Below are 26,005 nucleotides of genomic sequence, written 5' to 3'. Positions count from 1 at the left end.
TGGGCCCCGGCCTGCGCCGGGGTGACACCGAGATTGGGGCGGCTCTCAAGCCTACTTCACCGCCCCCGCCGTCAGCCCCGCGATGATGTGCTTCTGCGCGGCGAAGAACACGATCACGGTGGGCAGGATCGTCAGCGTGATAAACGCCAGGATCAACTGCCAGTCCGTCGCGAACTCGCCCTTGTAGACCATGATGCCCAGCGGCCAGGGATACTTGCTTTCCGAGTTCAGCATGATCAGCGGCAGGATATAGCTGTTCCAGCTCCCCACGAACGAGATGATCCCAACCGTGGCGATGATTGGTCGGCTCAGCGGCAGCGAAATGTGCCAGAAAAACCGGAAATAGCCCGCGCCATCGACAAACGCCGCGTCGAACAATTCGGTGGGCAGGTTGCGGAAATAGTTGCGGAACAGCAAAATGCTCATGCCCAGCCCGAACGCCACCTGCGGCAGCACCACGCCCCAATAGGTATCGAGCAGGCCAAGGTCGCGGATGCGGATGAACAGCGGCAGGATGGCGGTGGCGGCGGGGAACATCAGCCCCACCAGGAAGTAGTTCAGTAAAAAGTCCGAGCCGAAGAATTTCACATGCGCGAAGGTGAAGGCCGCCATGGCTGCCAACATCAGCGTCAGGAAAACGGTCAGCGCTGCGATCAGCAGCGAATTGCCCATTTGCAGCCAGTAGCGCTGACTGAACAGGATGTCGCCATAGTTGGACCAGATCCATTCCTTCGGGATGCCAAAGGCATTGCCGCGCAGGTCGCCGATAGTGCGGAAGCCACCAAAGGCCGTGGTGAGCAGGGGCACGACGACGATTGCCGCGACGACGATCAGGCAGGCGTAGAGATAGGATTGCGTCTTGGCATTGAGCCGGCGGCCGCCAGTGGGGGCGGTCGCGGCGTCGATCGGTTGTGCGGTCAGCTCAGTCATTTTTCATGAAAACCCGCTTGTAGCTGAACGCCAGGGTGACGCAGATGATGAACAGGATCACGCCCACGGCCGAGCCGAAGCCGACCTGCATGCGCATCACGCCGAACGAGAACAGGAAGGTCACCAGCGTCTGCGTGGAGTTGGACGGACCGCCGCCGGTGAGCGGCATGATCATGTCGAACAATTGCAGCGAGCCGACCACGGCAAAGAAGATCGACAGCCGAACCGTCGAGCCGAGCAGGGGCAGGGTGACGCGATGGAATTTCTGCCAGCCGGTGGCGCCATCGATATCGGCAGCCTCCAGCACGCTCTTGTCGAGCGACTGCAGCCCGGCGATAAACAGCATCATGTGGAAGCCGAAATACTTCCAGACGATGACGGCGAGCACCGCGTAAAACGCCACCTGCTTGTCGGCCAGCCAGAAGGGCGGCGTTTGCCCGAAGGCGCGCGCGATATTGGCCACGAGGCCGAATTCGCCATCATAGACGAAGCGCCAGATCAGGCCCGCGGCCACGTCGGCGAGCACATAGGGCAGGAAAAAGATCAGGCGGAAAAACGTCGCGCCCTTGATGTTTCTGGTGACCATGGTGGCCAGCCACATGGCCAGCGGCACCTGGATACAGATCGAAATCAGGATGATCAGGCCGTTATTGACCAGCGCGTTGCGGAACGCACTCTGCTTGAACACCAGCTCGTAATTCTTCCAGCCGATCCACTGGGTCGGCAGGCCATAGCCGTTCCAGTTGAAGAAGGAATACCATGCGGCTTCCCCCATCGGCAGGATGACGAAGACGGTGAACAGCAATAGCGCCGGCGGCAGGAACAGCACCAGCACCGGCCATTTGCCGCGCATCTGCGAACGCCGGCGGCGGCTAAGCCCGAGAAAGCTGAAGGGACGCGCTGACACGCCGCTCGCGGTAGTGATCTGGCTCATTGCGGCCGGTCGCTCCTGCATAAAACGAAAAACCCGCCGCGCCATCCGAAGACGGCGCGGCGGTGTTCGGGATTACATTTCCATCGAGAATGCGTCTTGGATCTGCTGCAGGGCATCCTCGGGCGAGACTTCGCCCGAGACGATGCCAACGGACATGTCGTTGACGACGCGGCCGACATTGGGGCCCAGGTCCTGGTCCAGGAAGTTCTGATGCCAGGTGGCCTTGGCCATCTGCGCTGCGCTATCGGCCAGCGCCGCATCCTTGACGCCGACATCCGCACCCAGCGTGGTGGGAAGTGTGCCGTTCTTCTCGGCCATCATGCTCATGTTATCCACGTTCGTGAAGAACTTGAGGAAGTCCTCGGTTTCCGGCGGCGCCGCTGTGGACACAACCCAGCCATTGAGGCCGCCGAAGTCGTCGGTGATCACTCCGGCGCCTCCCTCAACGAGGGGGAAGGCAAATCGACCGAGATTTTCGGGTGGCTGGCCCTTGCCATCGGTCGCGGCGTTAGCCTGGGTCTGGGGGGTGGGGGTATCCTGGAAACCCAACAGGATTGCCGCGCGGCCATCAGCGAACACGGCCTGCGTATCGTTCCAGTTGGCGCCAAGATAACCGTCCTGGAAGGGTTCCATTTTGCCCAGGTCCGCCATCAACTGGCTGGCCTTGAGAAAAGCCTCGCCCTGGAAACCTTCGCCACCCTTCGCCGCGTCGAACCCGGCTTTGCCGGCCTCGCGCATAGCGAGGTAGCTCCAATAGAAGTGGAGCGGCCACTTGTCGCCACCACCACCGGCAATCGGCGTGATGCCAGCATCCTTGAGCTTCTGAACGGCGGCCGTGAAATCGGCCCAGGTTGCGATCGTGGTCGCGTCGATCCCGGCTTTTTCGAACAGGGCTTTGCTGTAGAAGAACGACACCAAGCCCGACTGGAACGGCGCAGCATAGACCTTGCCGTCGACCGAGAGGCCATCCACCGCAGCCGGCGAGATGGAATTGCGCCAAGCGCCGCCATCGGCATCCATCGCGGCGGTTATATCGCGAATCTTACCGGTTTCGGACTGCTCCTTCAGCACGCCGCCGCCCCAGGTGTAAAAGATCGACGGCGCATCGTCCGACTGCAGCAGCGTCGGCAGCTTGGCCTTGAAGGCCTCGTTTTCGAGGAACTGGAACTCGATCTTGACGTCCGGATGGCTGGCTTCATAGGCTGCCGCAATATCCTGCCAGGTCTTGAGGCGTTCGGGGTTCTGCTCCAGATGCATCCACTTGATGGTGCTTTCCGCATAGGATGCGGACACACCGGCGGTCAGTGCGATCGCACTCAGCGCGACCATAAACGTACGCCGCGTGGCGCGGCCAAAATGCAATTTCATGGTAATCCTCCCGCATGGACATATTTGTCCTTGATGCGCATTAAATAGGGCGCGGCTTTGTCGATCTGTCAAGGCCCCGCTCGAAACGGTGCGGCATCTGCCGACGAAATTGCCGGATATTGGGCGTTTTGCTCTTGCGTCCCGGCCAAACCCACGGCTACAACCACCGCACTTAATTCGCGTCGCGTTGTAATTGCGGCTGCGAGGGGACGAACCGAGTTATTGCCGCCCGATGAAGACCGCCGACCCCGAATTGATGCGGGCGATCAACCGCTTCCACGTTCTCGATACCATTCGGCGGTTCGGGGCGATTTCGCGCGTCGAGATCGGCGAGCGCACCGTGCTTTCGGCCACCACCGTCTCCGCCATCACCGCCTCGCTGCTCGATGATGGGTTGATTTCCACCCGCCACGAGGGTGACCTGCGCAATAGCGGCAATCGCGGCCGGCCGCGTGTCATGCTGACGCTCAACCCCGAAGCGGCCCGGGTCGTCGGCGCCAAGATCGCCTCCAACCGGCTGGTGTTCTGCGTCACCAATTTCCAGGGCGACGTATTGGCCAGCCTGACTTTGCCGGTGCGTGTGGATCGCTTGCCGGTCGAGGTCATTGCCGATCTGGTCGAGGATGGCGTGCGCCGCTGCGTCATGGACGCGGGTCTGGCGCTCAACGAAATCAAGACCGTAGCTCTGTCGCTGCCGGGCATTATCGAACATGGCACCGGGCGCGTGCGCTCAAGCGCCATATTCCGCGATCCCAACGTGTCGCTCAAGGAAGCCATCCACAAACGGCTCGATATCGACACCATCGTCGAAAGCGACGCCAACGCCATCACCATGGCCGAGCACTGGTTCGGCCGCGGCCGCGACTGCGACGATTTCGTACTGGTGGCCATCGAGGAGAGCCTCGGCCTCGGCGTGCTGCATGGCGGCCAACTGTTCCGCGGCGCCCGCGAACTCAGCCTGACGCTGGGCGACATGATCATGGGCTCGGACCCCGAACACGCCATCAAACTCTCCGAACTCGCCAGTGAGCGCGCCATTCTCGATGGCGACCACGGCGACTCGCGGGTCCGCGACGCCATTCGGCTGGGGCAGGGTATGGGGCGCGTGCGTGGCCTGATCGAAGAGGGCGATAACGAATTGCGCATCGCGGCGGCCCGGGCCGGCTCGGCTTTGGGTATCGCCATCGCCAACCTCGTCGCACTGTTCGCGCCGCCACGCGTGATCCTCGTCGGCTCAACTTTAGCGCTCGGCGATTACCTGCTGGATTCGCTGCGGATCGCCTTCGCCAAGGCTATTCCCGAACCACTCAAGAACGTCGCCCAGATCGTCATCGACGAGGTCAGCGACGAGCTGTGGGCGCGCGGCGCGGCAGCGGTGGCGCTGGGCGAACTTTATGGCTCGCCCTGGGGCACAACCGGCCCGGCGCGGCGCAGCACTGCAATCGAATTCTCAGAAAAATAAGTGGGGAGATCACTCATGGATAAAGTTGGTATCGGCATTATCGGCCTGGGCAATATTTCGGCGGCCTACCTCAAGGCCAGCAAGGATTTCCCCATTCTCGATATCCGCGCCGTCGCGGACATGAACCCGGCGGCCGCCAAGGCGCGGGCCGACGAATTCGGCCTCAAGGCGGTTGGTCTCGACGATATCTTCACCGATCCGTCGATCGATATCATTCTCAACCTGACCATCCCCAATGCGCATGTCGATGTTGGCCTGCGCGCCATCGCGGCCGGCAAGCACGTCTATTCGGAAAAGCCGCTCGGCGTGGTGTTCTCCGAGGGCCAGAAATTGCTCGCCGCCGCCAAGGCCAAGGGCCTGCGCGTCGGTTCGGCGCCAGACACCTTCCTCGGCGGCGCCCACCAGACCTCGCGCCGCATCGTCGATGAAGGCACGCTGGGCCAGCCGGTCGGCGGCACCGCCTATTTCATGTGCCCCGGCCATGAGCGTTGGCACCCCAACCCGGCGTTTTACTACGAAGCCGGTGGGGGCCCGATGCTTGACATGGGTCCCTATTACATCACCGATCTGGTGAACCTGCTCGGCCCCGTCGCCAAGGTCTCGGGCTTTGGCACCATGGTGCGTCCGACCCGCACCATCACCTCCAAGGAACGCAACGGCGAGGTCATCCCCTCCCATGTGCCAACCCATGTTTCGGGCACGCTCGTGTTCGTCAACGGCGCCGTGGTACAGGTGACGATGAGCTTCGACGTCGCCGCCCACAAGCATGTGCCGCTGGAAATCTACGGCACCGAAGGCACGCTGATCGTGCCCGATCCCAACCATTTCGGCGGCCAGATCGAGCTGCTGAAAAAGGGCGGCGAATGGGCCAATGTCGACACCGACATGCCCTATGCGGGCGAGGGCAATTACCGCTCGATCGGGCTGGCCGACATGGCGCACGCCATCGTCTCCAATCGCCCGCACCGGGCCAGTGGAGACTTGGCGCTGCACGTGCTCGAAGTGATGGAAGCGTTCGAGACCTCGTCGCAATCGGGCCGGGTCGTCGACATCACCACGCCGGTCACCCGCCCGGCGCCGCTATCGGAATCGCTGGTCAACGGCCGGCTGGGCTAAGAATATTCTGAGGAGAAGACTATGCGCGAAGCACTGATCGTCTGGGGTGGCTGGAGCGGGCATGAGCCCGAACAATGCGCCGCCATCATCAAGTCCATGCTCGAAGAAGACGGCTTCAAGGTCTATGTGGAAAACACCACCGAGGCTTTTGCCGATCCCTCGATCAAGGACTTGAGCCTGATCGTGCCGATCTTCACCATGAGCAAGATCGAGAAGGAGGAGGTGTCCAACCTCGTCGCCGCGGTGCAGGGCGGGGTGGGTCTCGCCGGCTATCACGGCGGCATGGGCGATGCCTTCCGCGACGCTGTTGATTATCAGTTCATGGTTGGCGGCCAGTGGGTGGCTCACCCCGGCAACATCATCGACTACCGCGTCGATGTCACCCGCTCGGACGACCCGGTCATGGCCGGCATCGAGAGCTTCGCCTATCATTCCGAGCAGTACTATATGCATGTCGACCCCTCCAACGAGGTGCTGGCGACCACGACCTTCAATGGCGATCACGCCTATTGGATCAACGGCGTCACCATGCCGGTGGTGTGGAAGCGCAAGCATGGCGAGGGCCGCGTGTTCTATTCCTCGCTCGGCCACGTCTCTAGCGAATTCAAGGTGCCGCAGATGAACACGATTCTGCGTCGCGGCATGAACTGGGCAGCTCGGTAGAACAATCGTCGAGGGCCCTTCACCTCTCCCTTGGGGAGAGGTCGACCCGCTTGGGTCGGGTGAGGGGGCCTTTACTGGGTGAGGTACCTGGGGAAGGCCCCCTCACCCGGATCGCTTCGCTCTCCGACCTCTCCCCCGAAGGGAGAGGTGCTTCGCCAAAAAACCGGTTCCCTCCCCCTTGTGGGCAGCGCTAGGGTGGGGCTCTGAAGCCGCCCCGCGAGCCCAAATCCCCATGCCCTTCCAAGCCCTCCTCACCGAAAAATCCGATACCGGCGCCATCACCTCCAGCGTCCAGACGCTGGACGAATTTCGCCTGCCGGACGGCAATGTGACGATCTCGGTCGACTGGTCCGGTCTCAACTACAAAGACGGACTGGCGCTGACCGGCGGTGGGGGCATCGTTCGCGCTTACCCCCACGTCGGCGGTATCGACGCCTCGGGCACCGTGCTCGACAGCGCTGACCCCCGTTATGCCCGCGGCGACCAGGTCATCCTCACCGGTTGGCGCGTCGGGGAAACCCGCTGGGGCGGCTATGCGCAAAAATTGCGGCTTGAGTCCGACTGGCTGGTGCCGCTGCCCAAGGGCATGTCCACCCGCACCGCCATGGTGCTGGGCACTGCAGGGTTCACCGCCATGCGCGCCATCGAGCGGCTCGAGGCCAGTGGTCTCACCCCCGGCGATGGCGAAGTGCTGGTGACCGGGGCAGGGGGCGGCACCGGTTCGATCGCAGTGCACCTCCTCGGCAAGCTCGGCTATCAGGTCGTCGCGGTCTCCGGCCGCCCGCACCTGGCGGAGGGCCTGCGGCAGCTCGGCGCGACCACGGTCGTTGGCCGCGACGACGTGATGGGCACGCCGGACAAGCCGCTCGAAAGCGCGCGCTGGGCGGGTGTGGTCGATACGGTCGGCGGCGCCATGCTGGGCAAAGTGCTCAAGCAGGTCAAAACCCACGGCGCCGTTGCTGCCTTTGGCAATGCCGGTGGCATTGAGCTCAACACCACGGTGCTCCCCTTCATCCTGCGGGGCGTCGCGCTGCTCGGCATCGATAGCGTCATGCAACCCTATGCCACGCGCGTCCCGGCTTGGGCCCGTCTCGCCGCGCTCTTCGACCCCACAGCTTTCGAACCCTTCGTCCACGAAATTGGCTTGGCCGAATTGCCCCAGGCCGCGCGCAATATCCTGGCGGGACAGGTGCAGGGGCGGACCTTGGTAAAGCCCTGATGCGCCGGTGCGCCGCAATGTCTATATTCTACTAAAAACATAGACATTGTCGTTTTGTAGATTTCAATTCTAGTGGTCCTCCCCTCTGGGCAAGAGATTTGTCCCAGTCGCGGAGCATTCGCAAAGCGTGCTCTCGCGCGAGACGGGCCCGACGTGGTCGTATTGCCATGTCGCCGCTATGCCTGTTCGAAGGGAAGAAAACTCTATGTCCGTGCTTGATCTGGCTGCCCTGACGCCCTCTTTTGATCCCGGTCTGCTGTCCTCAGTCGACAGCGACAGTTTCAAGGATTCGATGCGCCATCTGGCCGGGGCCGTCAGCGTCATTACGGTGGGCAAGGGTGATGACCGGACCGGGTTCACCGCCACCTCGGTGTCGTCGCTGTCGATCGATCCACCCTCGATCCTGGTCAGCCTGAACCGGAGCTCGTCGTCCTGGCCGACCCTGCAGCGCCATGGCCATTTCGCGGTCAACGTCCTCGCCCATGACCAGCAGCACATAGCCGATCGTTTTTCCGGCCGGGGCGGGATTAAGGGCGCCGATCGCTACCTCGGCGGCCAGTGGCAGGAATTGGTCACCGGCACCCCGGCATTGGCCGATGCCCTGACGGTGCTCGATTGCGAACTGGAAGAGGCCATCGATCGGCATTCCCATTCGATCCTGATCGGCCGGGTTCGCGCCGTCACCACGCGCGGCGACGCCCAGCCGTTGATCTATTGGCACGGCAGCTATCGTCACATCAACGGCCAGTAAGCTCGTGCGTCTCGTCCGCGCTGCCTAGTGCCCCTTTGGGCGCTGCTCTCCCGCTTCGATGCGGATGGGCAGGATGTTTTCGGGTGGCGGCAGCGGGCAGACGGCATGGACCGTGAAGGCGCAGGGCGGATTGAACGCCTTGTTGAAGTCCAGCACGACGGTGTCGTCGGTCAGATCCGCGCCGTAGAGAAAGCGCGAGGCGCCGTAGGTTTCGCTCTTTGAGGTCAGGTCGCGCAATACGAATTGTGGTTTGGCCGCCGTGCCATGGGTGGGCAGCAATTCGTATGTGACCCCATCATGGGTAAAGACGGCCTTGCGGGTGATGGAAACCGTTGTCGGAATGCCCGCCACGGTATCGACATCCATTTGCACGGGCTCATCCAGCTTCACCCACTCAGCGGTCTTGCGCCAGCTTGGGTCGGTCGGGAAATAGGGCAGGCCGGCAAAGTTCACGCGCTCCGGCGCATCGACATCGCGCACGCGCAAGGCGTTGCGGCCATCCATGGTCGTCACTTCAAGGCGCAATGAGCCGAGGGAAAAGCGTGGCGGATTGGCCGGATCGATCTTGAGCACGATGGGCGCGGCGCCAGCTTCAGCGGGCTGGAATGTTACGCCGGTCTGGTCCTGCGTGATGCTGCCGAGCCGGGCGGGACCGGCGGACAGGACGATGTCATTGTCATCGCTTGAGCCGACAGTGGCCGTGCCGTCTTCGAGCCAGAACCGGCCGATGACGTTGAGCCAGCCGTCCTCTGCGGTGAGATGGGCAATGCGCTGCGCCTGCCAGTCCTTGATCGTCGCGTCGTAATCAGAAGCCATGGGATCCACCAAAGTTCAGGCCGGCATGCGCGGAGCGCTGTCGATCAGTTTGCGCGTGTAGGGATGCTGGGGGTTGTCGAGAATCTGGCGGGTCTTGCCGCTCTCGACAATCCGGCCACGCTCCAGAATGACGATGTCCTGGCACAGCGAGGCGACGACGCCGAGATCGTGCGAGACCAGGACCAGCGTCATCTTCAGGCCGAGCGTCTTGAGCAGTTCAACGATGCGGATGCGTGTCGAGAGGTCGAGGGCGCTCACCGCTTCGTCGGCCAGCACCAGTTCGGGGCGCGCCACGATGGCGCGGGCGATGGCGATACGCTGGCGCTGGCCGCCGGAAAATTCATGCGGATAGCGGTTCATCGCGTCGGGCGGCAACCCGACGGAGACCAAAGCTGCTTCGACGGCCTCGCGATGGGGCACGGCGATATCCAGCGATTGCAAAGGCTCGGCGATGATGCCGAACACGTTCTGGCGCGGATCGAGGGAGGAATAGGGGTCCTGGAACACGGCCTGTACCGAGCGGCGATAGGCGCGCATGAAGCCGCGATCGCGGGTGTCCAATGCCTGTTCGCCAAAGCGGATGGTGCCGTTGGTCGGGCGGTTGAGGCCCAGCAGCAGACGCAGCAGCGTGGTCTTGCCCGAGCCCGATTCACCGACGATGCCGAGATTGCGGCCGCGCTGCACCGTCAGGCTGACATCGTCCAGCACCTGCCGGTCGCGGGTGTAGCTGAAGCTGACATGGTCGACGGAGAGGATCATGGCGTGCGCCCCAGCGCTTGATCGAAGGCGCGCGCGGCTTCGACAAGGGTCCTGGTATAGGGGTTCTTGGGCGCGCCGAGCACATCGCGCACAGCGCCTTGTTCCACGGCCTTGCCATTGCGCAAAACGGTCAGCCGATCGACGACGTTGGCGACGACCGGCAGGTCGTGGCTGATGAACAGTAGCGCCATGCCCAGGTCGCGCACCAGGCTATCCAGCAGCTTGAGAATTTCGGCCTGCGTGGTCACGTCGAGCGCTGTCGTCGGCTCGTCGGCGATCAGCAGTTTGGGCCGGCAGGCCAGCGCCATGGCGATCGCCACGCGCTGCCGCTGCCCACCGGAGACTTCGTAGGGATAGGCGGCGGCGATGCGCTCCGGTTGGGGCAGGGCAACGCGCTCCATCAGTTCGAGCACTTCGTTTTTGATGGCTTTCGGGTCGAGGCCCTCGCGGCGATAGCGCCGGCGCAGGGGTTCCTCGATTTGCCGGCCCAGCCGCATCAGCGGATCGAGCGCTGTAAGCGGCTCCTGGAAAATGACCGCCGTGGCGCTGCCGCGCAATTGCCCAAGGCTGCGCTCGGAGGCGCCGATGATTTGCTGGCCGTCCAGCGTGATCGAGCCGCTGGCGACGATGTTGCGCGGCAAGAGGCCGGTGATCGCCATGGCCGTCAGCGACTTGCCGGAGCCCGACTCGCCGATCAGGCCCATGCGTTCGCCCGCGCCAACGGCGAATGACAGGTCGGAGACCAGAGCGCGGCCATCCGTGGAAATCGTCAGGCCTTCGACCGACAACAGGCTCATCGTGAGCCTCGCCGGGTCGGGTCGCCGATGTCGCGCAGGCCATCGGCAGACAGGTTGATGCCGATCACCAGGACCAGCAGCGCCAGGCCGGGTGCGATGGCGCCGAACGGGGCGGTGTAAACCGTGCCTTGCGCCTCCTGCAGCAACCGCCCCCACGACGCATTGGGCGGCGGCGCGCCAAGGCCGAGGTAAGACAGCGAGGCTTCGGCGATCACGGCGAGGCCGAATTGCAGCGCAAAATTGACCAGCAGGGTTGGCCAGATATTGGGCAGCACATGCTTGACGACGATTCTTGGCCACGAAGTGCCGGAGGTGCGGGCGGCGGTGATGTAATCCATGCCGATGACCCGCTTGGCCAGGATGCGCGTCAGCCGGGCCACGATGGCGGAAATGGCGATGCCCAGCGCCACGATCGCCGACCACAGGCTTGCCGTGTCGCTGGCCGCCACCACCAGCATGGCCAGCAACAGGGTAGGGAAGGCGATCAGGATATCGAAGGCCGCCGCGAAGGCGTCGTCGAGCAGGCGGGTTGCGAAGGCGGAGAGCACGCCGAGGGTGACTCCGATGGCCGCGCCAATGGCGACCGCGCCGGCGCCCACCATCAGGGCGATGCGGGAGCCGATCATGATCTGGGTGAACAGGTCGCGGCCCAACCGGTCCGTGCCCGCCCAATGCAGCAGCGATGGCGCTTCCAGCCGGCCGCCAGCAGTGCTCGACGGATCATAGGGCAACCAGACCAGCGTCAGCAGCGCGACGGCAACATTGATGCCCACGAGGATCAGGCCGATGGCGAATAGCCACGAGCGGCGTGACTTGCGAGCGGGTATCGCGGCCACCGCGCTCATGGCGAGCCCACCGCGCGGTCGCGCAGGCGTGGATCGACCAGACGTTGTACCAAGTCGGCGACGAAGCCGATCAACAGCACCAGCAGTGTCGAGACGAACAGCACGCCCTGCACATTGGGATAATCGCGCTGGGAAATGCCCAGCAGCAGCATCGAGCCGAGGCCGGGCAGGGCGAACACTTTCTCCACCACCACCGCGCCGAGGAAGGTCGAGGCCAGCTCGATCCCCAGGATGGAAATGATCGGCACCACGCCGTTACGCACGCCATGGCGCAGCAGTGCCTCGGTGTAGCCAGATCCCAGCGCCCGCGCGGTGCGCAGATAATCGCTGCCGAGCACATCCTGCGTCGCCGAGCGCACATAGCGCAGCAGCGACGAGGCCATGACGATGCCAATGGTCAGCACGGGCAGCGTCAGGCTGCGCAGCGCGCCGAGTGGATCGGCCCAGCCGTGGCGGGGAAACCCGCCCGAGGGAAACAGCCGAATATTGATGGCAAAGGCGGTGACCAGCAGGATGCCGACCCAGAAAACCGGAATGGCGATGCCGAGCTGCGACACGACCGAAATCACCCCGCCATACCAGCGATCCGCCTTGACCGCGGCGACGATGCCCAGCGGCACGGCAAGGACGATGGCGAGTGCAAACGACAGCAGCGTAATGGGAATCGTCACCGTCAGCCGGTCGAGGATTTCAGCACCGACTGGCGCCTGGCTGACGAAGGAGGTGCCGAGATCGAATCGGGCGAGGCTGGAGACGAAGCGCACAAATTGCTCGGTCAGCGGCAGGTCCGAACCGACCTGCGCCTTTGCCGCGGCAATCTGCTGGGCGGTGGCGCCAACGCCCAGCAGGGCATTGGCCGGATCGCCCGGCAGCAGGCGCAGCAGGGCGAACAGCACCACCGAGGCGAGCAGCAAGGACAGGATGAGAATGGCGAGCCGGCGCAGGATATAGCTGAGAATAGGCAGCCCCTTTCGCCGGCTCGCGCGAACTTACTTCGCGGCTTTTTCGATGCTGTAGGCGAAGAACTGCGAGTTCAGCCCATTGACCGGATAGCCGGTTACCGACGATGCCGATACCACGATCTGGGGATAGAGATATAGCCAATCGGAGGCGGCGTCTTCGGCGATCAACTTGTTGGCTTCGAGCAGCTTGGCGGTCTGCTCGTCAACCGTGGCGCTGGCCTCGGACTGCTTGATCAACTCGATGACCTTGGGATTGTTATAGCCCCAATAGAAATCCGGATTGCCGTAGAACACGATATCGCGGTGATTGACGTGTTCCTGCAGCGTCGCGGCGAAATCCAGCGACTGGTAGACCTTGGTGTACCATTCGTTGGCCGTGATGATGTTGATCTCGACGGTCACGCCGACCTTGGCCAGCTCGCTCTTGATGAATTCGGCAACGATCGGATGCGGATCGTAGTCAGGGGTATCGAGCTTGAAGGTGAAGCCATCGGGGTAGCCGGCCTCGGCCAGCAGCGCCTTGGCGCTTGCCGGATCGTAGGCGTCGACGGCGGTCAGGTCGGTGTACCAGGGATCGGTGGGCGGTACGAACGAGCCGATCAGCGTGCCGTATTCGCCCCAGATCGATTGCAGCAGCTTCTTGTCGTCGATGGCGCGGGCGATGGCCTTGCGTACCTTGACGTTGTCGAACGGCGCGACGCGGTCGTTGAACGCCAGGATTTCCTTGGTCGTCGACTGGCCGTTAGTGACGGTGAAGTCGGCATTGTCCTTGAACTGCGCCAGGGCGTCGGGGCTCTGCACCGAGGTGATGATATCGACAGCGCCGGTCAGCAGCGCATTGTTGAGCGCGGTGGCGTCGGTAAAGTAGTTGAAGGTCACCCCGGCATTGGTCGGCGCGGTGCCCCAATACTTGTCGTTGCGGTCGAGCGACAGGGTGGAACCGCGACGCCAATCGGCGAGCGTATAGGGGCCCGTGCCGTCTTCGCTGTCGGCCAGGCTTTTGGCGGTGTCGCTGACGATCCACACATAGCTGAGGTTATAGGGCAGGGAGATCGATTTTTCCGACAGCGTGATGACCACGGTCGCATCGTCCGGCGTTTCGATCTTGGCGATGGTTGAAAGGCTCTTCTTGCGCGAGCTCTTGGAGGCTTCAGCGGTGACGCGCTCGATGCTGGCCTTGACGTCGGCCGAGGTCAGCGGATCGCCGGAATGGAACGTGACGCCAGGCTGCAGCGTGAACGTGTAGGTCAGGCCGTCTTCGCTGACGGTGTAGTCCTTGGCCAGCGAGTTGACGACGGTACCGGCATCGGTTAGCGCGAACAGGGCTTCATAGACATTGCCGTTGAAGGCTTCGTTGATGCCCTGACCAGCGCCCGCGGTGTTGTCGAGATTCTGCGGCTCGTAGAGCGAGCCGATCTCGATGACGGCGTCCTTGTCGAACGCAGCCTGGGCCAACACGGCCGGGCTGACGCCGAGCAGGGCGACCATGGCGGCGGTCGCGGCGATGGCGCGCACGCCAAACTGACGGCGCGTTACGCTGCCGCGGAAAATCGAATTGCTCATCTAAAACTCCTGATCGTGCCGCTCGGGGCGAGCGGGGCGCACGGTTGACGCAACCGCATGGCGCCGTCTGGTGTATCGATACAGTGTCACTTGCTGAATGCCTACTCAACGCCCTGCGTCGCAGTTCCAATTTTTTTAGCTGCAGTAAAATCGATCTCTCGATTCTCCTTCGCTTTTGATAAAGCGGTTCTTTGCGGCGCTTGGCGTGCATCTTTGCCTTGCGCGGACGCGCCCGAGCGACGATCTAAGGCGCTGAGACTACGCAGCTTGCACCATCCGAAAGCTCCCGATCATGCCCAATATCGTCACCCGCCCCACCACTGTCGGCGCCACGCTGGATCATGCCGGACATGGCGGCGTGCAGGCCAAGTCGGGCGCGGCCGCGCGGCTCGCCAATCTGGCCTCCGATGAAGGCTTCACCCCGCTCGAATTCATGGATGCGGCTTTGGCGGGATGCCTCGTGCTGAGCGTGCGCATTGCCGCGCGCGAGCTGGGGCTGCTCGATCGGCTGGTCAAAGTCGATGTCGAGGTAACGCATGAGAAAGCCCACGAGCTGCCCTCGCGGGTGGCCTCGTTCGCCACGAGCTTCGATATCGTGGGAGATTTTTCGGACGAAGAGCGCCAGGCGCTGATTACCGAGGCTCACGCCATCTGCACAGTCGGCAACACATTCGAGCATGGCGCGACCGTCCACGACATCGAACCGGCCGCCGTCTGACATGGCCCGTATTCCCCAACTCGCCTATGACGCCGCCACGCCCGAACACCAGGCGGCGCATGATGAGGAACTGCGTCTGCGCGGCCGCATGACCAATATGAAGCGCACACTTCTGCATTCGCCCGCTGCGCTGCGGGTTTATGGGGAGTGGTTCACGTTGCGCGACGAACTGCGGCCCGTGCTGGGTGATCGTCCGATCTGGATTTTCGCCCATGCCATCAGCCTGGCCTCCGGCAGCGTGGTCGGCACCAACTTCATGCGCCGCGCGCTGCTGCAGGGCGGGGACGATCCCGATGCGCTGGATCTGACCGACGCCGAAGCGCTGCTGCAGCGCCTCGGCACCGCAATCGTCAAAAATCCGAAATCCATTCTCGACGATGTATGGCTGGCGCTCGCCGCACGCTATACCGACAAGACGCTGGTCGACCTGATTGCCTTTGCCGGCCTGATGGTCGCAACCAACCTCTTCACCGATGCCGTCGATACGGAGCTGGACGCCGAATTGCTGCCGTTCATGGCCGGCGCGTAGACCTGGTCCGCAACGCACACCCAGGTTATGGCCGCCTGCCTTGGCACGAAAGAGCGGCGCATCGGCCCGCCCGATCGTCGATTTTCCGCAATCGGAGACGTCACCCGAAGTGCTGACTCATGGCAATGCGCAGGAGCGGTTAATCTTCTGCTGTCACAGCTTATAAAATCTACGATGTCTGCGGCGTGCATACTTTAGAACTATAGGTTAATACGAAGTCTCGGGCTTGAGGTGCAACATGAGTGTCCTGAGCGCATCACTATTGCACCTGCAAACAGAGGTGCTGGAGACTATAGCGCGTGGTGAGTCGCTGGCCTCGACGCTCGGCTTGTTATGCCGGCGCGCCGAAGCCATGGCGCCTGGCACGACCTGCACTATTCTTGCCATCGAAGCGCCGGGGATATTGCACACACTTGCCAGTCCCAGTCTGCCCGCCAGCTTCAGCAAGGCCATCAATGGCCTGCCCATCGGTCCCAAGGTCGGCTCCTGCGGCACGGCGGCGTGGCGCAATGAACCGGTCCTCGTCACCGACATCGAACATGACCCGCTCTGGGAGGACTACAAGGCCCTGGCGATCCCACTGGGATTGAAGGCCTGCTGGTCAACGCCCATTCCAAACCGCGATGGCGGTGTCGCGGCAACCTTCGCGTTTTATTTCAAGGAGGCGCGAGGCCCCACTGAACTCGAACGGCTGATCGTCCAGACCAGCGTGCATCTCTGCTCCATCGCCATCGAGCATGCGGACGCCCAGGCCACCAACCACCGCCTTGCCTATTTCGATACCCTGACCGGCGTTCCCAACCGCTTGCATTTCAACGGGCTGCTGCAGCAGCAGATTGCCAGCGGGACGCCATTCGGGCTGCTGCTGACCGATATCGACCAGCTCAAGATCGTCAATGACACCATGGGCCACGCGGCCGGCGATGCCGTTATCCGCACCATAGCCGAACGCATCCACGCCAGCGACCCGGCACTGACCGCCTGCCGCCTGGCGGGCGACGAATTTGCCGTTATCGTGCCGGCCTGCACCAGCGCCAGCGCACTCGAAGCGACCGCCGGAAAGGTGTTGTCCACGGTCAACGGGCTCATTCTGGCCGCTGGCCACAGCATCGAGCCGCACATCACCATGGGCGGCGCGCTGTTCGACGCTGCGACCCAGGACGCGGACACGCTCTGCCAGAATGCCGATTTCGCCCTGTATCACGCCAAGGCAACCAATCGCGGCGGCTATGTGCCATTCACCCGCGAGCTGCGCACCGCCATCGTCAACCGCATCAACGTGGTGCGCGACGTCGGCCAGGCAATCGCCGATGAGCGGATGCTGCCCTACTACCAGCCCATTGTTCGGCTCGACACCCGCGAGATTGTCGGCCTGGAAGCGCTGGCGCGCATGCGGCGTCCCGACGGGAGCATTGCCTCGGCGGCGGAATTCCACGAGGCGTTTTCCGATCCACGCATCGCCTACCAGCTCACTGGCCAGATGCTGACCCAGATCGCCAAGGACATCCGTCTCTGGCTCGATGCCGGCATCGATTTCCAGCATGTTGGCATCAACGTCACCACCGGCGATTTCGAGCGGGGCGACCTGGAAGAGCGGCTGGTCCACATCTTTGGCGCCATGGGCGTTCCGTTGCGCCACGTGCTGCTCGAGGTCAATGAGGCCGTCTTCGTCGGCGGCAGCGATAACCGCATTCCCAAATCGGTCGATGCCCTGCGCAAGCGCGGCCTGCTCGTTGCGCTCGACGATTTCGGCACCGGTTTTGCCTCGCTTACCCATTTGCTGAGCTTTCCGGTGGACGTGATCAAAATCGACAAGTCGTTCGTCGATCGGCTGACCACCAGCGCGCCCAGTTCGGTTATCGTCGGCGCCATTCTGGACATCGCCCGCAAGCTGGACATGCGGGTTGTCGCCGAAGGTGTGGAGACGGACGAACAGGTCGAAAAGCTCAGGCAACTCGGCGGCATCCTGGGCCAGGGATATCTGTTCGGCCGGCCCTGTTCGGAGGCCGAAACCACGCTCCTGCTACAGAAATTTGCCCAGAAGTCGCCCAGCGCTCAGCGCACGGCATAGCGGCTCGGCGACCGCACGCTTCGCCTCTCGGTCGAGAAAGAACGCAAGCGCAATTTCGACCGGCATTGGCGCAATGTTCGCACGCTGTGCAACCACAATCCCGCGTCGCTGCGCGGCCGTGTGCCAGGCGATTTTTATCTCAACGGCGTCCGCGACGATTTCGACGAAGGCCGCGTGTTCTAGGGCGTCCGATTCACGCGGTAGGCATCTGCCACCGCCTCGGCGGAGGCGCCGATATCGACCTGCTCTCCCAGGCTGGCCAAGGCGCTGCCCAGGGCAACGCCATTGGCCAGAACCTGCTCGAAGCCGGCACCGGCGCCGGTGTGGTTGAGCCGAACCAGGCGCTCGGCAATGCCGCCGACGCCGGCCGAAAGTCCGGGTGAATTGTGCACTGCCGCCAGCACTTGCGAGGCAGCGAGATGATCCGGCAAGCGGGCAGAGGTGACCAGGTTGGAGGCGTCGCCGGGCGCCACCCAAGGCTTCAGGCCAAGCGCGACGAGGCCTGAACGCGTGGCTTCGGCGGCCTGCGCGTGCCGGGCGATCAACGCCGGAAGACCCTCGGCTTCGACCCGGTCGAGCGCCGCTCGCAGCGCCCAGAATTCGAGCGCCGACGGCATGCCGGGCAGGGCGCCGCGACCGGTATCGAGCCAGAGGCGGCGGTGATCGAGCAGTGACAAGATCGAGCCAGCCGGTGCCGCTGCGTGGCCGGCGAGTTTCCAGGCGGCCGGACTGACGCTGATGGCCGAAAGGCCGGGTGATCCGCCCAGCGACTTTTGCGGTCCGATCACGACCACATCCAGCCCGAGCGCATCGGTATCGAGCGTGTGGCCGCCAACCGAAGCGACGGCGTCGATCACAGTGAGAATACCACGCTCGCGCGCCAGCGCCGCGATCTGTTCAAGCGGATTGAGAATGCCGCTGGCGGATTCGGCGTGAACCAATGCCAGCAGGCGAGCAGCCGGATTGGCGTCGAGCGCACTGCGGACGGCGTCCAGCGTCACCGGGAGGCCAGGTTTGGCAATGACGTCGGTGACCTTGGCGCCCGCGCTTCGCAGCCAGCCGCCGAACATGCGGCCATAGGGGCTGGTGACGATGTTGATGGCACCAAGCCCCGGTTGAGCGAGGCTGGTCGCCACTGCCTCCAGCGCGACGATAGCCTCGCCCTGAACGAGCAAGACATCGTTGTTGGTGCCGAGGACCGCTGCGAGACGATCGGCGATGTCGGCATAACCCTCGGCAGGGAACGGTGGCAGGTCCAGCAGCGGGTTGGGAGCAGGGATTGGCATGATCAGTCCTGGGCTGGCATGAGGCGGGGCACGGCAGCGATGAGCGCCTTGCCGGTCGCTGATTGCGGGGCGGCGATCACCTGTGCGGTGGGGCCGGTTTCCACGATGCGGCCATGGTCCATGATGGCAATGCGATGCGCGATGGCTCGAACCACTGCGATATCGTGCGAGACAAAAATGTAGCTGATGCCGCTCTCTGCCTGCAGTTCCACCAGCAGTTTAAGGATATGCGCCCGCACCGAAACGTCGAGGGCGGACACTGCCTCATCAAGGACGATCAGCCGGGGCTTGGTGGCGAGAGCGCGGGCAATGGCGACGCGCTGGCGCTGTCCACCGGAGATTTCGTGAACGGCACGGCTGGCCAGAGCGGCGGGCAGGCCGACGCGGTCGAGCAGGCGGGCAATGGCGGCGGGCCGGCTGGCGCGGTCGGAAAGGCGATGGATGCGCAAGGGATCGCCGATGACATCGGCAACGCTGGCGCGGGGGTTAAGGGCCGCGAGCGGGTCCTGAAACACCATCTGGAAGCGTTTTCGCGTGGCGCGCAGGGCCTTCCCGCGAAGTGCAAACAGGTCGGAGCCTTCGAAGCACAGTGTGCCCATATCGGCATCGATGAGGCGCATGATGAGCCGGGCCAGCGTGGTTTTGCCGCTGCCGGACGGGCCGACAATGCCAAGGGTTTCGCCGGCGTCGACGGAAAAGCTGGCGCCTTCGACAGCGGCCAGCCTCACGCCACCGCGACGGAAGGATTTGCCCAGGCCCTCGGCGGCGAGCAGCGCGGTCATGCGCGCTCTCCGATCAAAGGCGGCGTGGTCAGGTCGATATGGGCGGCAAGCAGGCTCGCGGTATAGAACTCACGCGGATGCCGAGTGATATCGGCGGAGGTGCCAATTTCGACCAGCTTTGCCTGGCGGAACACTGCGATGCGATCGGCGAGGCTGGAGGCAAGCGCGATGTCGTGGGTAATGAACAGCAGCGTCATGCCTTCCTCCGCCACGAGGCTCCGGAGCAGCGCCACGATCTCGGCCTGCACGATCGTATCGAGGGCGCTGGTGGCTTCGTCGGCGATCAACAGGACGGGTCCTGCGGCGATGGCGGCGGCAATGGCGACGCGCTGGCGTTGCCCACCGGACAATTGGTGTGGAAAAGCATGCAACAGGCTTTGTGGGTCGGGCAGTTGCACCCGCGCCAACAGGTCGCGAGCGCGAAGGCGTGCCGCTTTCCAGTCGAGGCCGAGATGCGCCACGGCGCCTTCTGCGACCTGCTCACCGATGGTTAGCACCGGATCGAGGCTGGCGGATGGGTCCTGGAACACCATGCCGATATCGCGGCCGGGCAGGGGGCGGCCGTTTGGCCAGTGGATCTTTCCGATTTGCTCGGCGGATGCGGGGAGCAACCCCGCGAGAGCCAGAGCCAGTGTGCTTTTGCCCGAGCCGCTCTCGCCGATAATGGCCAGCCGTTCGCCGCTATTGATGGTCAGGTTGACGCTATCAAGGGCTGTGACGCTTCGGCTGCCTTGGCGGAAGGCGACGCTCAGGTCTTCTATCGCGGCCAGCGTGGTCATGACCGCACCGCGCGGCGGCTGAGGGCTTCGGACAGCCCTTCGCCGAACAGGTAAACACCGAGCACGGTGACGACGAGTGCTATGCCGGGAATGATGGACAGGAACGGCGCCGAGCGCAGCACGGCGCGTCCCTCGGCGATCATCGAGCCCCAGGTGACGATGTTGGGATCGCCCAGGCCAAGAAAGGACAAAGCAGCCTCGGTCAGAATGGCGCCGGCGACGATCACCGCGCTGAGGGCCAGCACCGGCGCGAGGGCATTGGGGAGGATCTGCCGGAAGGCGATTTCGGCTGGGTGCATGCCGATGACCCGAGCGGCGGCGACATAGTCGCGCTCGCGCAGGGATAGCACCTCGGCGCGGGCGAGGCGCGCTGGGCCGGTCCATGCACCCAATGCAATGGCGAGGACCACAACCGGCAGCGAGGCGCCGATGACGCTGACAAAAGCCAGCGCCAAAAGAAAGCCGGGGACGGTCTGGAAGGCATCGACCACCCGCATCAGCACTTCATCGACGAGGCCACCGGCAAATCCGGCAACCGTGCCGACACTGGCCCCGATGATTATGGCCGCCAGCGTGGCGGCGAAGCCGACCAGGAGGGATGCGCGGGAGCCGTGCACCAGTTCGGCCAGCACGTCGCGGCCCAACCGGTCGGTGCCGAGGGGCAGCGACCAATTGGTAAAGGGCGCGGTCAGCGGGGGGCCGACGATGGACAGTGGATCGCGCGGAAACAGGAACGGTGCGCCCAGCGCGATGACAATCAAGGCGGCCAATACGGCAGCGCCGAACAGGCCTTCGGGCGAACGGGTGAAACGCGCGACCAGACTCATGCGCTGGCCTCGCTGGCACCGACGCGCGGATCGAGCATTGCATAGACCACGTCGACGATCAGGTTGGTGACGATGACCAGCATGGCGCTGATGACGATGATGCCCATGAGCAATGGCGTATCGCGACCGCTGACGGCTTCCTGTGCGAGACGACCAAGACCGGGAATGGAGAAGACGCTTTCGATGACGACACTGCCGCCCAGCATGGTGGCCGATTGCAGGCCCAGCATGGTGATCAGCGGCAGTAAGGCGTTGCGGGCAACGTGGCGCCAGACGATCCGGTGGCGGGACAGGCCCTTGGCACGCGCGGCCAGCACGAAGTCCTGCCGCCAGACCTCCACCATGCCGGTACGCATCAGCCGCAGATAGAGCGCGAGATAGATGAGGGCCAGTGCGCCGACCGGCAGCACTAGGTGGCGAAGAATATCCCAGGCGCGGTCGAACCCGGCTTTGCCCGAAGCCAGCGTTTCGATGCCGGACAGCGGTAGCCAGCGCAGCTGTACGGAAAACACCACGACCAGCACGAGCCCCAGCCAGAAGCTCGGCACCGCATAGAGCGCCAGCGATCCGATGGAAAGCAGCCGGTCACGAACGCTGCCGGGGCGGGAGCCGGCCACGATGCCGAGCAACGATCCGATGCCAAAGGAGAGCGCAACCGCGCTGCCCATCAGCAGCAGCGTATTGGGCAGGCGCTCCAGCACCACATCGAGAATGGGGCGATTGAGCAGGACAGAATGGCCGAAATCGAGATGCGCGATATTCCAGAGATAAAGGCCGAGCCGGGTGAGCGGGGACTGGTCCAGACCCCAATCGGCGCGCAGCGTTTGCACCAGTCCCGCGTCGCCGCCACCGCTTGATGCGAGATAAGCGTCAACGGCGTCACCGGAGGCCAGTTCGAGCAGGAAAAACGTGCCGACGAGCACGATCAGTAGCACCGGAATGCTGCCGATCAGGCGACGGATGACAAGTTTGCCGGAACGCTGCAATGCGTTATTCCAACTGGTGCCGACTTAGCCGATCAGCTCTCGATCCAGGTATCGGCCCAGTTCGACACCGCCCAGCGCGGATTGTTCGAGACATTGTGCACGCTGGTGCGCGCCACCGTGATGAAGCCCCATTCGGCGACGTTGATCAAGGGCAGATCCTCGGCGACCGCCTGCTGGAACTGGTTGTAGAGCGACGTGCGGGCCTTTTCATCGACGGTTACTAAGGCCTCGTCGATCAGCTTGTCGACGGCCGGATTGCTGTAGCCGCCCTGGTTGGAGAACGGTACGCCTTCCGCCGTTGCAGTGCGCACCAGGATGGTGGTGGAGATCGCCGGATCGCCGCGGAACACCGGTGGGGCGACCGCGATATCGAAGGCATGATCGGTGTAAACGGCCTGCTGATGGGCGGCGCTGTCGTTGTTGGCGATCTGTGCGTCAATGCCGACAGCGGCGAGCGCCTGGCGCAGATAGGCGCCGAACTGCGCCGTTTCGTTAAAATAGGGGGCTGGCAGCAGGCGGAGGGTGAAGCGGGTGCCGTCGGCGCCGCGCGCGTAACCCGCCTCGTCCAGCAGGGCATTGGCCTTGTCGACATCGAACTCATATTGCGGCACGCTGACGTCGTAGAATTCCGGCGCATTCTGCGGCACGATGCCCGTGGCGGCCCTGGCGTAACCCAGGAAAATGGTATCGACGACGAACTTCTTGTCGATGGCGTGGGCGATGGCCTGGCGCACCTTGAGGTTGGCCAACTGCTCGGTGCGATGGTTGATCTCGACCACGAGCTGGTAGGTAAGCCCCTCATAGCCGTTGGCAATGACCTCGATGCCCTCGACCTTGCCGATGCGCTCGAGGTCGGCCAGGGGCACGGCCGAGAATGCAGCAAGCTGGATTTCTTCAGCCTCCAATGCGCTCGCCGCAGCGGCCCGGTCGGGAAGCACGCGATAGAGGATTTCATCGAGGTTGGGTTCGCCTTCGCCCCAATAGGTCTCGTTGCGGCTGAGCAGGTAATATTCGCCGGGCTTGTATTCGGTGAACTTGAACGGGCCGGTGCCGACGAGTTTTGCATTGGCCGGATTTTCGGCGATGTCGGTGCCGTCATAGAGGTGCTTGGGCAAGACGCTGGTGGTGGCGGGCAGGGCGTTACGGATGAGCTGGAACGGCGTGGGCTTGGAGAAGCGGAAAATTGCCGTCAGCGGATCGGGGGTGTCGACGGATTCAAGATTAGCGAACACCAGTCGACCCAGATTTTGCAGCGGCTTCCAAACCTGGAGCGCCGAGAAGGCGACGTCCTCGGAGGTGAACGGCTTGCCATCGTGCCAGGTGACGCCCTCACGCAGGGTGAAGGTGGCGGAGAGGCCGTCTGCCGAACCCTCCCAGGCGGTGGCGAGGCGCGGGGCCAGCCCGTTTTCGCCATCGAAGGAGGCTTCGGCCAGCGGCTCGATGACCTTGCTGGAAATGAAGAATACGCCATTGGAGGCCACGATGGCCGGATTGAGATTGCGCGGCTCGGAATCGGCAGCGACGATGAGCCGGCCGCCCTTGACGGCATCTTGCCCGAAAGCCAGACGGGGCAGCGCGGTGGAGGCCAGCAGCGCGGCGCTGGCGCCCAGCAATGTGCGGCGAGAAACGAGAAACTTGCTCATCGGTTATGCCCTTGTGGTGGCTGCGGAATTAACTCTTACTCTAGTCCTCGGGTAGGGTTATGCCAGAGATGGCATTCTAGCCGATGCGGCGTGGGCTAGAAAATTCTGCCGAACCGGCTCAGGTTCGCACCACAGCAAGAAACGTGAACGGCATAGCATGAGCGTCATCTCTATCCAGTCCCAGGTCGTCCATGGCCATGTCGGCAACAGCGCGGCGGTGTTCCCGCTGCAACTGGCCGGGTTCGAAGTGGCGGCGGTGCCGACGGTGCTGCTCAGCAATCACCCGGCCTATCCCAGCGTCAAGGGCCGCGTCATGGATGCAGCTCTGGTCGCGGACCTGCTGGCGGGACTGGAGGACCGCGGCCTGCTGGACAGCACGCGTGTGCTGATGACCGGCTATATCGGCTCGCCGGAAATCGCGGCGGTCGTGGTGGATTTCGTGACACGGGCCAAGGCCCGCAATCCGAACCTGCTCTATGTCTGCGATCCGGTGATGGGTGATTTCGGCCCAGGCTTTTACGTCAAGCCGGAAGTGCGCGAGGCCATTATCGGGCAATTGGTGCCGCTCGCCGACATCCTGACGCCCAACCGGTTCGAATTCGATGCGCTGGTGGGGCGCGCCAGCCCCGATACCAGCGCGCTGGTATCGGCGGCGCGCACTCTGGGCAAGTCCGTCGTGCTGGTGACGGGCAGCCCGGCGGCACAGCAGAGCATCGAGACAATCGCGGTCGAACAAGCTGCAGCATGGCAGGTGGCAACGCCGGCGCTGGTGACCAAAGCCTCGGGAACCGGTGACTTGCTGACCGCGCTCTTCGTGGCGGCGACGCTCAAGGGCAGGGCGACACCCGACGCTTTGGCCGACGCTGTGTCGGGCGTCTTCGCCATCATCGAGGCCACCGTGGCGCAGGATGGGCTGGAGCTTGAACTGGTGCGCCAATCGGGGCTGCTGTTTGCGCCACCGCGGCGATTTGCGAGCAGTCAGGTGTCGGGGGGAAGCTAAGCTTCGTGAATATGTCAGCCAAAATGACGGGACCGGCTTCGAGTTCTTGGTTAGCATGCGCTCGCGAGCGTGGTCCGGTCGACCATCGCGCGTTCGCTTTACGCAACAAGAGCTGCGGTCCATCGCATGAGCGCCAATTCCGAATTCCTCTGGTACATCCCCAATGACACCAAGCCGGGCCATCGCGGTGACGCCCCCAGCGACACCCACAACAGCCTCGATACGCTGACCAGCCAGGCCAAGGCGCTGGAAGATCATGGCTGGAAGGGCGCGCTGATCGGAGCCGGCTGGGGCCGGCCGGACACCTTCACCGTCGCGACTGCCCTTGCGGCGCGCACGACGACATTCGAGCCGCTGGTGGCGATCCGTCCGGGCTACTGGCGGCCAGCGCAGTTTGCGTCCGCGGCGGCGATACTGGACCACCTGACCGGTGGCCGGCTGCGCATCAACATCGTTTCGGGCAAGGACGACTTGGCGGCGTATGGCGATAGCGAGGGCGATCAGGCCAGCCGCTACGCGCGCACGAAGGAGTTCATGCGGCTGGTTCGCCGGCTCTGGACCGAGGAAAACGTGACGTTTGCGGGCGAGCATTTCGGGGTCACCAACTCGACGGTGGCGCCGGCTATCGCGGTGCGCGGCGATCGCCGGCATCCACAGCTCTACTTTGGCGGCGCATCGGACGCGGCCGAGCAGGTCTCCGCCACCGAGGCAGATATCCAAATGTTCTGGGGCGAGCCGCTGGAGGGGGTTCGAGAGCGGATCGAGCGGCTGAAGGCACTGAGCGCGACCCTGGATCGCGACTTGCCGCCGCTGCAATTCGGCCTGCGGATCACCACGCTAGTCCGCGACACGACCGAGCAGGCCTGGGCTGACGCCGAGGTCAAAGTCGCCGAAATGGCCAGAGGGCAGGGCGAGCGTTGGGGCGATCATCGGCGGGTGGTCGCGGTGGGGCAGCAGCGCCTTTTCGATCTGCAAAACCAGGGCGAGGTGCTCGACGACAATCTTTATACCGCGCCGGGCAAGTTCGGCGGCGGTGGCGCGGGCACCACCTGGCTGGTTGGCTCGGCCGCGGATGTCGCCCGGTCGCTGCGCAAGTACCAGGACCTGGGCATCACTCAATTCGTGCTCTCCGACACGCCCTATCTGGCCGAAATCAAACGCCAGGGCGATCAACTGCTGCCGCTGCTGCGAACGTAAGC

Annotated in this window: 25 protein-coding genes; 10 read left to right on the top strand and 15 right to left on the bottom strand. The window is 63.8% G+C overall.

Annotated elements, in window-relative coordinates:
* Nucleotides 1-51: 51 nt before the first annotated feature.
* The 3 genes from ABIB57_RS02785 to ABIB57_RS02775 form a co-directional block, all read right to left on the bottom strand.
* Complete coding sequence (locus ABIB57_RS02785) at nucleotides 52-930, bottom strand: carbohydrate ABC transporter permease (protein WP_354038309.1); 879 nt, start codon at nucleotides 928-930, stop codon at nucleotides 52-54.
* Nucleotides 923-1,864, bottom strand: a complete 942-nt coding sequence (locus ABIB57_RS02780; protein ID WP_502914336.1) for a carbohydrate ABC transporter permease — start codon at nucleotides 1,862-1,864, stop codon at nucleotides 923-925. The genes ABIB57_RS02785 and ABIB57_RS02780 overlap by 8 nt, the downstream gene beginning before the upstream one ends.
* Nucleotides 1,865-1,936: 72 nt before the next feature.
* Entirely contained in the window at nucleotides 1,937-3,232 is a 1,296-nt protein-coding gene (locus ABIB57_RS02775; RefSeq protein WP_354038308.1) for an extracellular solute-binding protein, read from the bottom strand.
* A gap of 232 nt (nucleotides 3,233-3,464) precedes the next feature.
* Between ABIB57_RS02775 and ABIB57_RS02770 the strand changes: the two genes are divergently transcribed.
* From ABIB57_RS02770 to ABIB57_RS02750, 5 genes are all read left to right on the top strand, one after another.
* Nucleotides 3,465-4,694 (top strand): ROK family protein, encoded by a 1,230-nt coding sequence (locus ABIB57_RS02770; protein ID WP_354038307.1) that lies wholly within the window; start codon nucleotides 3,465-3,467, stop codon nucleotides 4,692-4,694.
* Between the two features lie 15 nt (nucleotides 4,695-4,709).
* Nucleotides 4,710-5,810, top strand: a complete 1,101-nt coding sequence (locus tag ABIB57_RS02765; protein ID WP_354038306.1) for a Gfo/Idh/MocA family protein — start codon at nucleotides 4,710-4,712, stop codon at nucleotides 5,808-5,810.
* A gap of 21 nt (nucleotides 5,811-5,831) precedes the next feature.
* Nucleotides 5,832-6,473, top strand: a complete 642-nt coding sequence (locus tag ABIB57_RS02760) for a ThuA domain-containing protein (RefSeq protein WP_354038305.1) — start codon at nucleotides 5,832-5,834, stop codon at nucleotides 6,471-6,473.
* Between the two features lie 232 nt (nucleotides 6,474-6,705).
* Nucleotides 6,706-7,692, top strand: coding sequence for an oxidoreductase (locus ABIB57_RS02755; protein ID WP_354038304.1), 987 nt, complete (start codon nucleotides 6,706-6,708; stop codon nucleotides 7,690-7,692).
* Between the two features lie 205 nt (nucleotides 7,693-7,897).
* Nucleotides 7,898-8,443, top strand: a complete 546-nt coding sequence (locus tag ABIB57_RS02750; protein ID WP_354038303.1) for a flavin reductase family protein — start codon at nucleotides 7,898-7,900, stop codon at nucleotides 8,441-8,443.
* A 24-nt stretch (nucleotides 8,444-8,467) separates the two neighbouring features.
* Here the strand turns inward: ABIB57_RS02750 and ABIB57_RS02745 are convergent, their stop codons facing one another.
* The 6 genes from ABIB57_RS02745 to ABIB57_RS02720 are packed head-to-tail and all read right to left on the bottom strand — an operon-like array spanning nucleotide 8,468 to nucleotide 14,110.
* The gene (locus ABIB57_RS02745; protein WP_354038302.1) at nucleotides 8,468-9,259 is read right to left on the bottom strand and encodes a DUF1684 domain-containing protein; all 792 of its coding nucleotides are present in this window, start codon (nucleotides 9,257-9,259) and stop codon (nucleotides 8,468-8,470) included.
* A gap of 15 nt (nucleotides 9,260-9,274) precedes the next feature.
* Nucleotides 9,275-10,018 carry an ABC transporter ATP-binding protein gene (locus ABIB57_RS02740; protein ID WP_354038301.1) on the bottom strand — a complete coding sequence of 248 codons (744 nt, stop codon included), beginning with the start codon at nucleotides 10,016-10,018 and terminating at the stop codon, nucleotides 9,275-9,277.
* Entirely contained in the window at nucleotides 10,015-10,815 is an 801-nt protein-coding gene (locus ABIB57_RS02735) for an ATP-binding cassette domain-containing protein (protein WP_354038300.1), read from the bottom strand. The genes ABIB57_RS02740 and ABIB57_RS02735 overlap by 4 nt, the downstream gene beginning before the upstream one ends.
* Nucleotides 10,812-11,660 carry an ABC transporter permease gene (locus ABIB57_RS02730; protein WP_354038299.1) on the bottom strand — a complete coding sequence of 283 codons (849 nt, stop codon included), beginning with the start codon at nucleotides 11,658-11,660 and terminating at the stop codon, nucleotides 10,812-10,814. Before ABIB57_RS02730 ends, ABIB57_RS02735 begins: the two co-directional genes overlap by 4 nt.
* Complete coding sequence (locus ABIB57_RS02725) at nucleotides 11,657-12,604, bottom strand: ABC transporter permease (protein WP_354038752.1); 948 nt, start codon at nucleotides 12,602-12,604, stop codon at nucleotides 11,657-11,659. Before ABIB57_RS02725 ends, ABIB57_RS02730 begins: the two co-directional genes overlap by 4 nt.
* Nucleotides 12,605-12,649: 45 nt before the next feature.
* On the bottom strand, nucleotides 12,650-14,110 hold the full coding sequence (locus tag ABIB57_RS02720; RefSeq protein ID WP_354038750.1) for an ABC transporter substrate-binding protein: 1,461 nt from the start codon (nucleotides 14,108-14,110) through the stop codon (nucleotides 12,650-12,652).
* Nucleotides 14,111-14,477: 367 nt separating this feature from the next.
* Here ABIB57_RS02720 and ABIB57_RS02715 point away from each other — a divergent pair, with 367 nt between their 5' ends.
* The 3 genes from ABIB57_RS02715 (at nucleotide 14,478) to ABIB57_RS02705 (ending at nucleotide 17,503) form a co-directional block, all read left to right on the top strand.
* Entirely contained in the window at nucleotides 14,478-14,903 is a 426-nt protein-coding gene (locus tag ABIB57_RS02715; protein ID WP_354038298.1) for an OsmC family protein, read from the top strand.
* 1 nt (nucleotide 14,904) lies between these two features.
* The gene (locus ABIB57_RS02710; RefSeq protein ID WP_354038297.1) at nucleotides 14,905-15,432 is read left to right on the top strand and encodes a carboxymuconolactone decarboxylase family protein; all 528 of its coding nucleotides are present in this window, start codon (nucleotides 14,905-14,907) and stop codon (nucleotides 15,430-15,432) included.
* A gap of 238 nt (nucleotides 15,433-15,670) precedes the next feature.
* Nucleotides 15,671-17,503 carry a putative bifunctional diguanylate cyclase/phosphodiesterase gene (locus tag ABIB57_RS02705; RefSeq protein WP_354038296.1) on the top strand — a complete coding sequence of 611 codons (1,833 nt, stop codon included), beginning with the start codon at nucleotides 15,671-15,673 and terminating at the stop codon, nucleotides 17,501-17,503.
* 179 nt (nucleotides 17,504-17,682) lie between these two features.
* On the opposite strand, the gene ABIB57_RS02695 is transcribed toward ABIB57_RS02705, so the two are convergent.
* From ABIB57_RS02695 to ABIB57_RS02670, 6 genes are read right to left on the bottom strand one after another with little or no spacing between them, the layout of a single operon-like run.
* The gene (locus ABIB57_RS02695) at nucleotides 17,683-18,789 is read right to left on the bottom strand and encodes a pyridoxal-phosphate-dependent aminotransferase family protein (RefSeq protein ID WP_354038295.1); all 1,107 of its coding nucleotides are present in this window, start codon (nucleotides 18,787-18,789) and stop codon (nucleotides 17,683-17,685) included.
* A gap of 2 nt (nucleotides 18,790-18,791) precedes the next feature.
* Complete coding sequence (locus tag ABIB57_RS02690; RefSeq protein WP_354038294.1) at nucleotides 18,792-19,571, bottom strand: ATP-binding cassette domain-containing protein; 780 nt, start codon at nucleotides 19,569-19,571, stop codon at nucleotides 18,792-18,794.
* A complete protein-coding gene (locus tag ABIB57_RS02685; RefSeq protein WP_354038293.1) occupies nucleotides 19,568-20,350 on the bottom strand; it encodes an ATP-binding cassette domain-containing protein in 783 nt (260 codons plus the stop codon). The genes ABIB57_RS02690 and ABIB57_RS02685 overlap by 4 nt, the downstream gene beginning before the upstream one ends.
* Nucleotides 20,347-21,177, bottom strand: coding sequence for an ABC transporter permease (locus ABIB57_RS02680; RefSeq protein WP_354038292.1), 831 nt, complete (start codon nucleotides 21,175-21,177; stop codon nucleotides 20,347-20,349). The genes ABIB57_RS02685 and ABIB57_RS02680 overlap by 4 nt, the downstream gene beginning before the upstream one ends.
* Nucleotides 21,174-22,163 (bottom strand): ABC transporter permease, encoded by a 990-nt coding sequence (locus ABIB57_RS02675; RefSeq protein WP_354038291.1) that lies wholly within the window; start codon nucleotides 22,161-22,163, stop codon nucleotides 21,174-21,176. Before ABIB57_RS02675 ends, ABIB57_RS02680 begins: the two co-directional genes overlap by 4 nt.
* Nucleotides 22,164-22,195: 32 nt before the next feature.
* Entirely contained in the window at nucleotides 22,196-23,806 is a 1,611-nt protein-coding gene (locus ABIB57_RS02670; protein WP_354038290.1) for an ABC transporter substrate-binding protein, read from the bottom strand.
* A 157-nt stretch (nucleotides 23,807-23,963) separates the two neighbouring features.
* Between ABIB57_RS02670 and pdxY the strand changes: the two genes are divergently transcribed.
* Nucleotides 23,964-24,806, top strand: coding sequence for a pyridoxal kinase (gene pdxY / locus ABIB57_RS02665; protein WP_354038289.1), 843 nt, complete (start codon nucleotides 23,964-23,966; stop codon nucleotides 24,804-24,806).
* 126 nt (nucleotides 24,807-24,932) lie between these two features.
* On the top strand, nucleotides 24,933-26,003 hold the full coding sequence (locus ABIB57_RS02660) for an LLM class flavin-dependent oxidoreductase (RefSeq protein WP_354038288.1): 1,071 nt from the start codon (nucleotides 24,933-24,935) through the stop codon (nucleotides 26,001-26,003).
* Nucleotides 26,004-26,005 lie beyond the last annotated feature (2 nt).

Origin of the sequence: Devosia sp. UYZn731 (genome assembly GCF_040546795.1) — a bacterium.
Taxonomy (GTDB): domain Bacteria; phylum Pseudomonadota; class Alphaproteobacteria; order Rhizobiales; family Devosiaceae; genus Devosia.
This window is presented reverse-complemented; position numbering and strand designations above follow the sequence as displayed.

Coding starts and splice junctions, on each gene's coding strand:
- ABIB57_RS02780 (WP_502914336.1), bottom strand. CDS start 1,864: ATGAGCCAGATCACTACCGCGAGCGGCGTGTCAGCGCGTCCCTTCAGC.
- ABIB57_RS02705 (WP_354038296.1), top strand. CDS start 15,671: ATGAGTGTCCTGAGCGCATCACTATTGCACCTGCAAACAGAGGTGCTG.
- ABIB57_RS02745 (WP_354038302.1), bottom strand. CDS start 9,259: ATGGCTTCTGATTACGACGCGACGATCAAGGACTGGCAGGCGCAGCGC.
- pdxY (WP_354038289.1), top strand. CDS start 23,964: ATGAGCGTCATCTCTATCCAGTCCCAGGTCGTCCATGGCCATGTCGGC.
- ABIB57_RS02775 (WP_354038308.1), bottom strand. CDS start 3,232: ATGAAATTGCATTTTGGCCGCGCCACGCGGCGTACGTTTATGGTCGCG.
- ABIB57_RS02750 (WP_354038303.1), top strand. CDS start 7,898: ATGTCCGTGCTTGATCTGGCTGCCCTGACGCCCTCTTTTGATCCCGGT.
- ABIB57_RS02710 (WP_354038297.1), top strand. CDS start 14,905: ATGGCCCGTATTCCCCAACTCGCCTATGACGCCGCCACGCCCGAACAC.
- ABIB57_RS02785 (WP_354038309.1), bottom strand. CDS start 930: ATGACTGAGCTGACCGCACAACCGATCGACGCCGCGACCGCCCCCACT.
- ABIB57_RS02690 (WP_354038294.1), bottom strand. CDS start 19,571: ATGACCGCGCTGCTCGCCGCCGAGGGCCTGGGCAAATCCTTCCGTCGC.
- ABIB57_RS02730 (WP_354038299.1), bottom strand. CDS start 11,660: ATGAGCGCGGTGGCCGCGATACCCGCTCGCAAGTCACGCCGCTCGTGG.
- ABIB57_RS02735 (WP_354038300.1), bottom strand. CDS start 10,815: ATGAGCCTGTTGTCGGTCGAAGGCCTGACGATTTCCACGGATGGCCGC.
- ABIB57_RS02680 (WP_354038292.1), bottom strand. CDS start 21,177: ATGAGTCTGGTCGCGCGTTTCACCCGTTCGCCCGAAGGCCTGTTCGGC.
- ABIB57_RS02760 (WP_354038305.1), top strand. CDS start 5,832: ATGCGCGAAGCACTGATCGTCTGGGGTGGCTGGAGCGGGCATGAGCCC.
- ABIB57_RS02685 (WP_354038293.1), bottom strand. CDS start 20,350: ATGACCACGCTGGCCGCGATAGAAGACCTGAGCGTCGCCTTCCGCCAA.
- ABIB57_RS02740 (WP_354038301.1), bottom strand. CDS start 10,018: ATGATCCTCTCCGTCGACCATGTCAGCTTCAGCTACACCCGCGACCGG.
- ABIB57_RS02695 (WP_354038295.1), bottom strand. CDS start 18,789: ATGCCAATCCCTGCTCCCAACCCGCTGCTGGACCTGCCACCGTTCCCT.
- ABIB57_RS02660 (WP_354038288.1), top strand. CDS start 24,933: ATGAGCGCCAATTCCGAATTCCTCTGGTACATCCCCAATGACACCAAG.
- ABIB57_RS02670 (WP_354038290.1), bottom strand. CDS start 23,806: ATGAGCAAGTTTCTCGTTTCTCGCCGCACATTGCTGGGCGCCAGCGCC.
- ABIB57_RS02765 (WP_354038306.1), top strand. CDS start 4,710: ATGGATAAAGTTGGTATCGGCATTATCGGCCTGGGCAATATTTCGGCG.
- ABIB57_RS02715 (WP_354038298.1), top strand. CDS start 14,478: ATGCCCAATATCGTCACCCGCCCCACCACTGTCGGCGCCACGCTGGAT.
- ABIB57_RS02755 (WP_354038304.1), top strand. CDS start 6,706: ATGCCCTTCCAAGCCCTCCTCACCGAAAAATCCGATACCGGCGCCATC.
- ABIB57_RS02770 (WP_354038307.1), top strand. CDS start 3,465: ATGAAGACCGCCGACCCCGAATTGATGCGGGCGATCAACCGCTTCCAC.
- ABIB57_RS02720 (WP_354038750.1), bottom strand. CDS start 14,110: ATGGTCGCCCTGCTCGGCGTCAGCCCGGCCGTGTTGGCCCAGGCTGCG.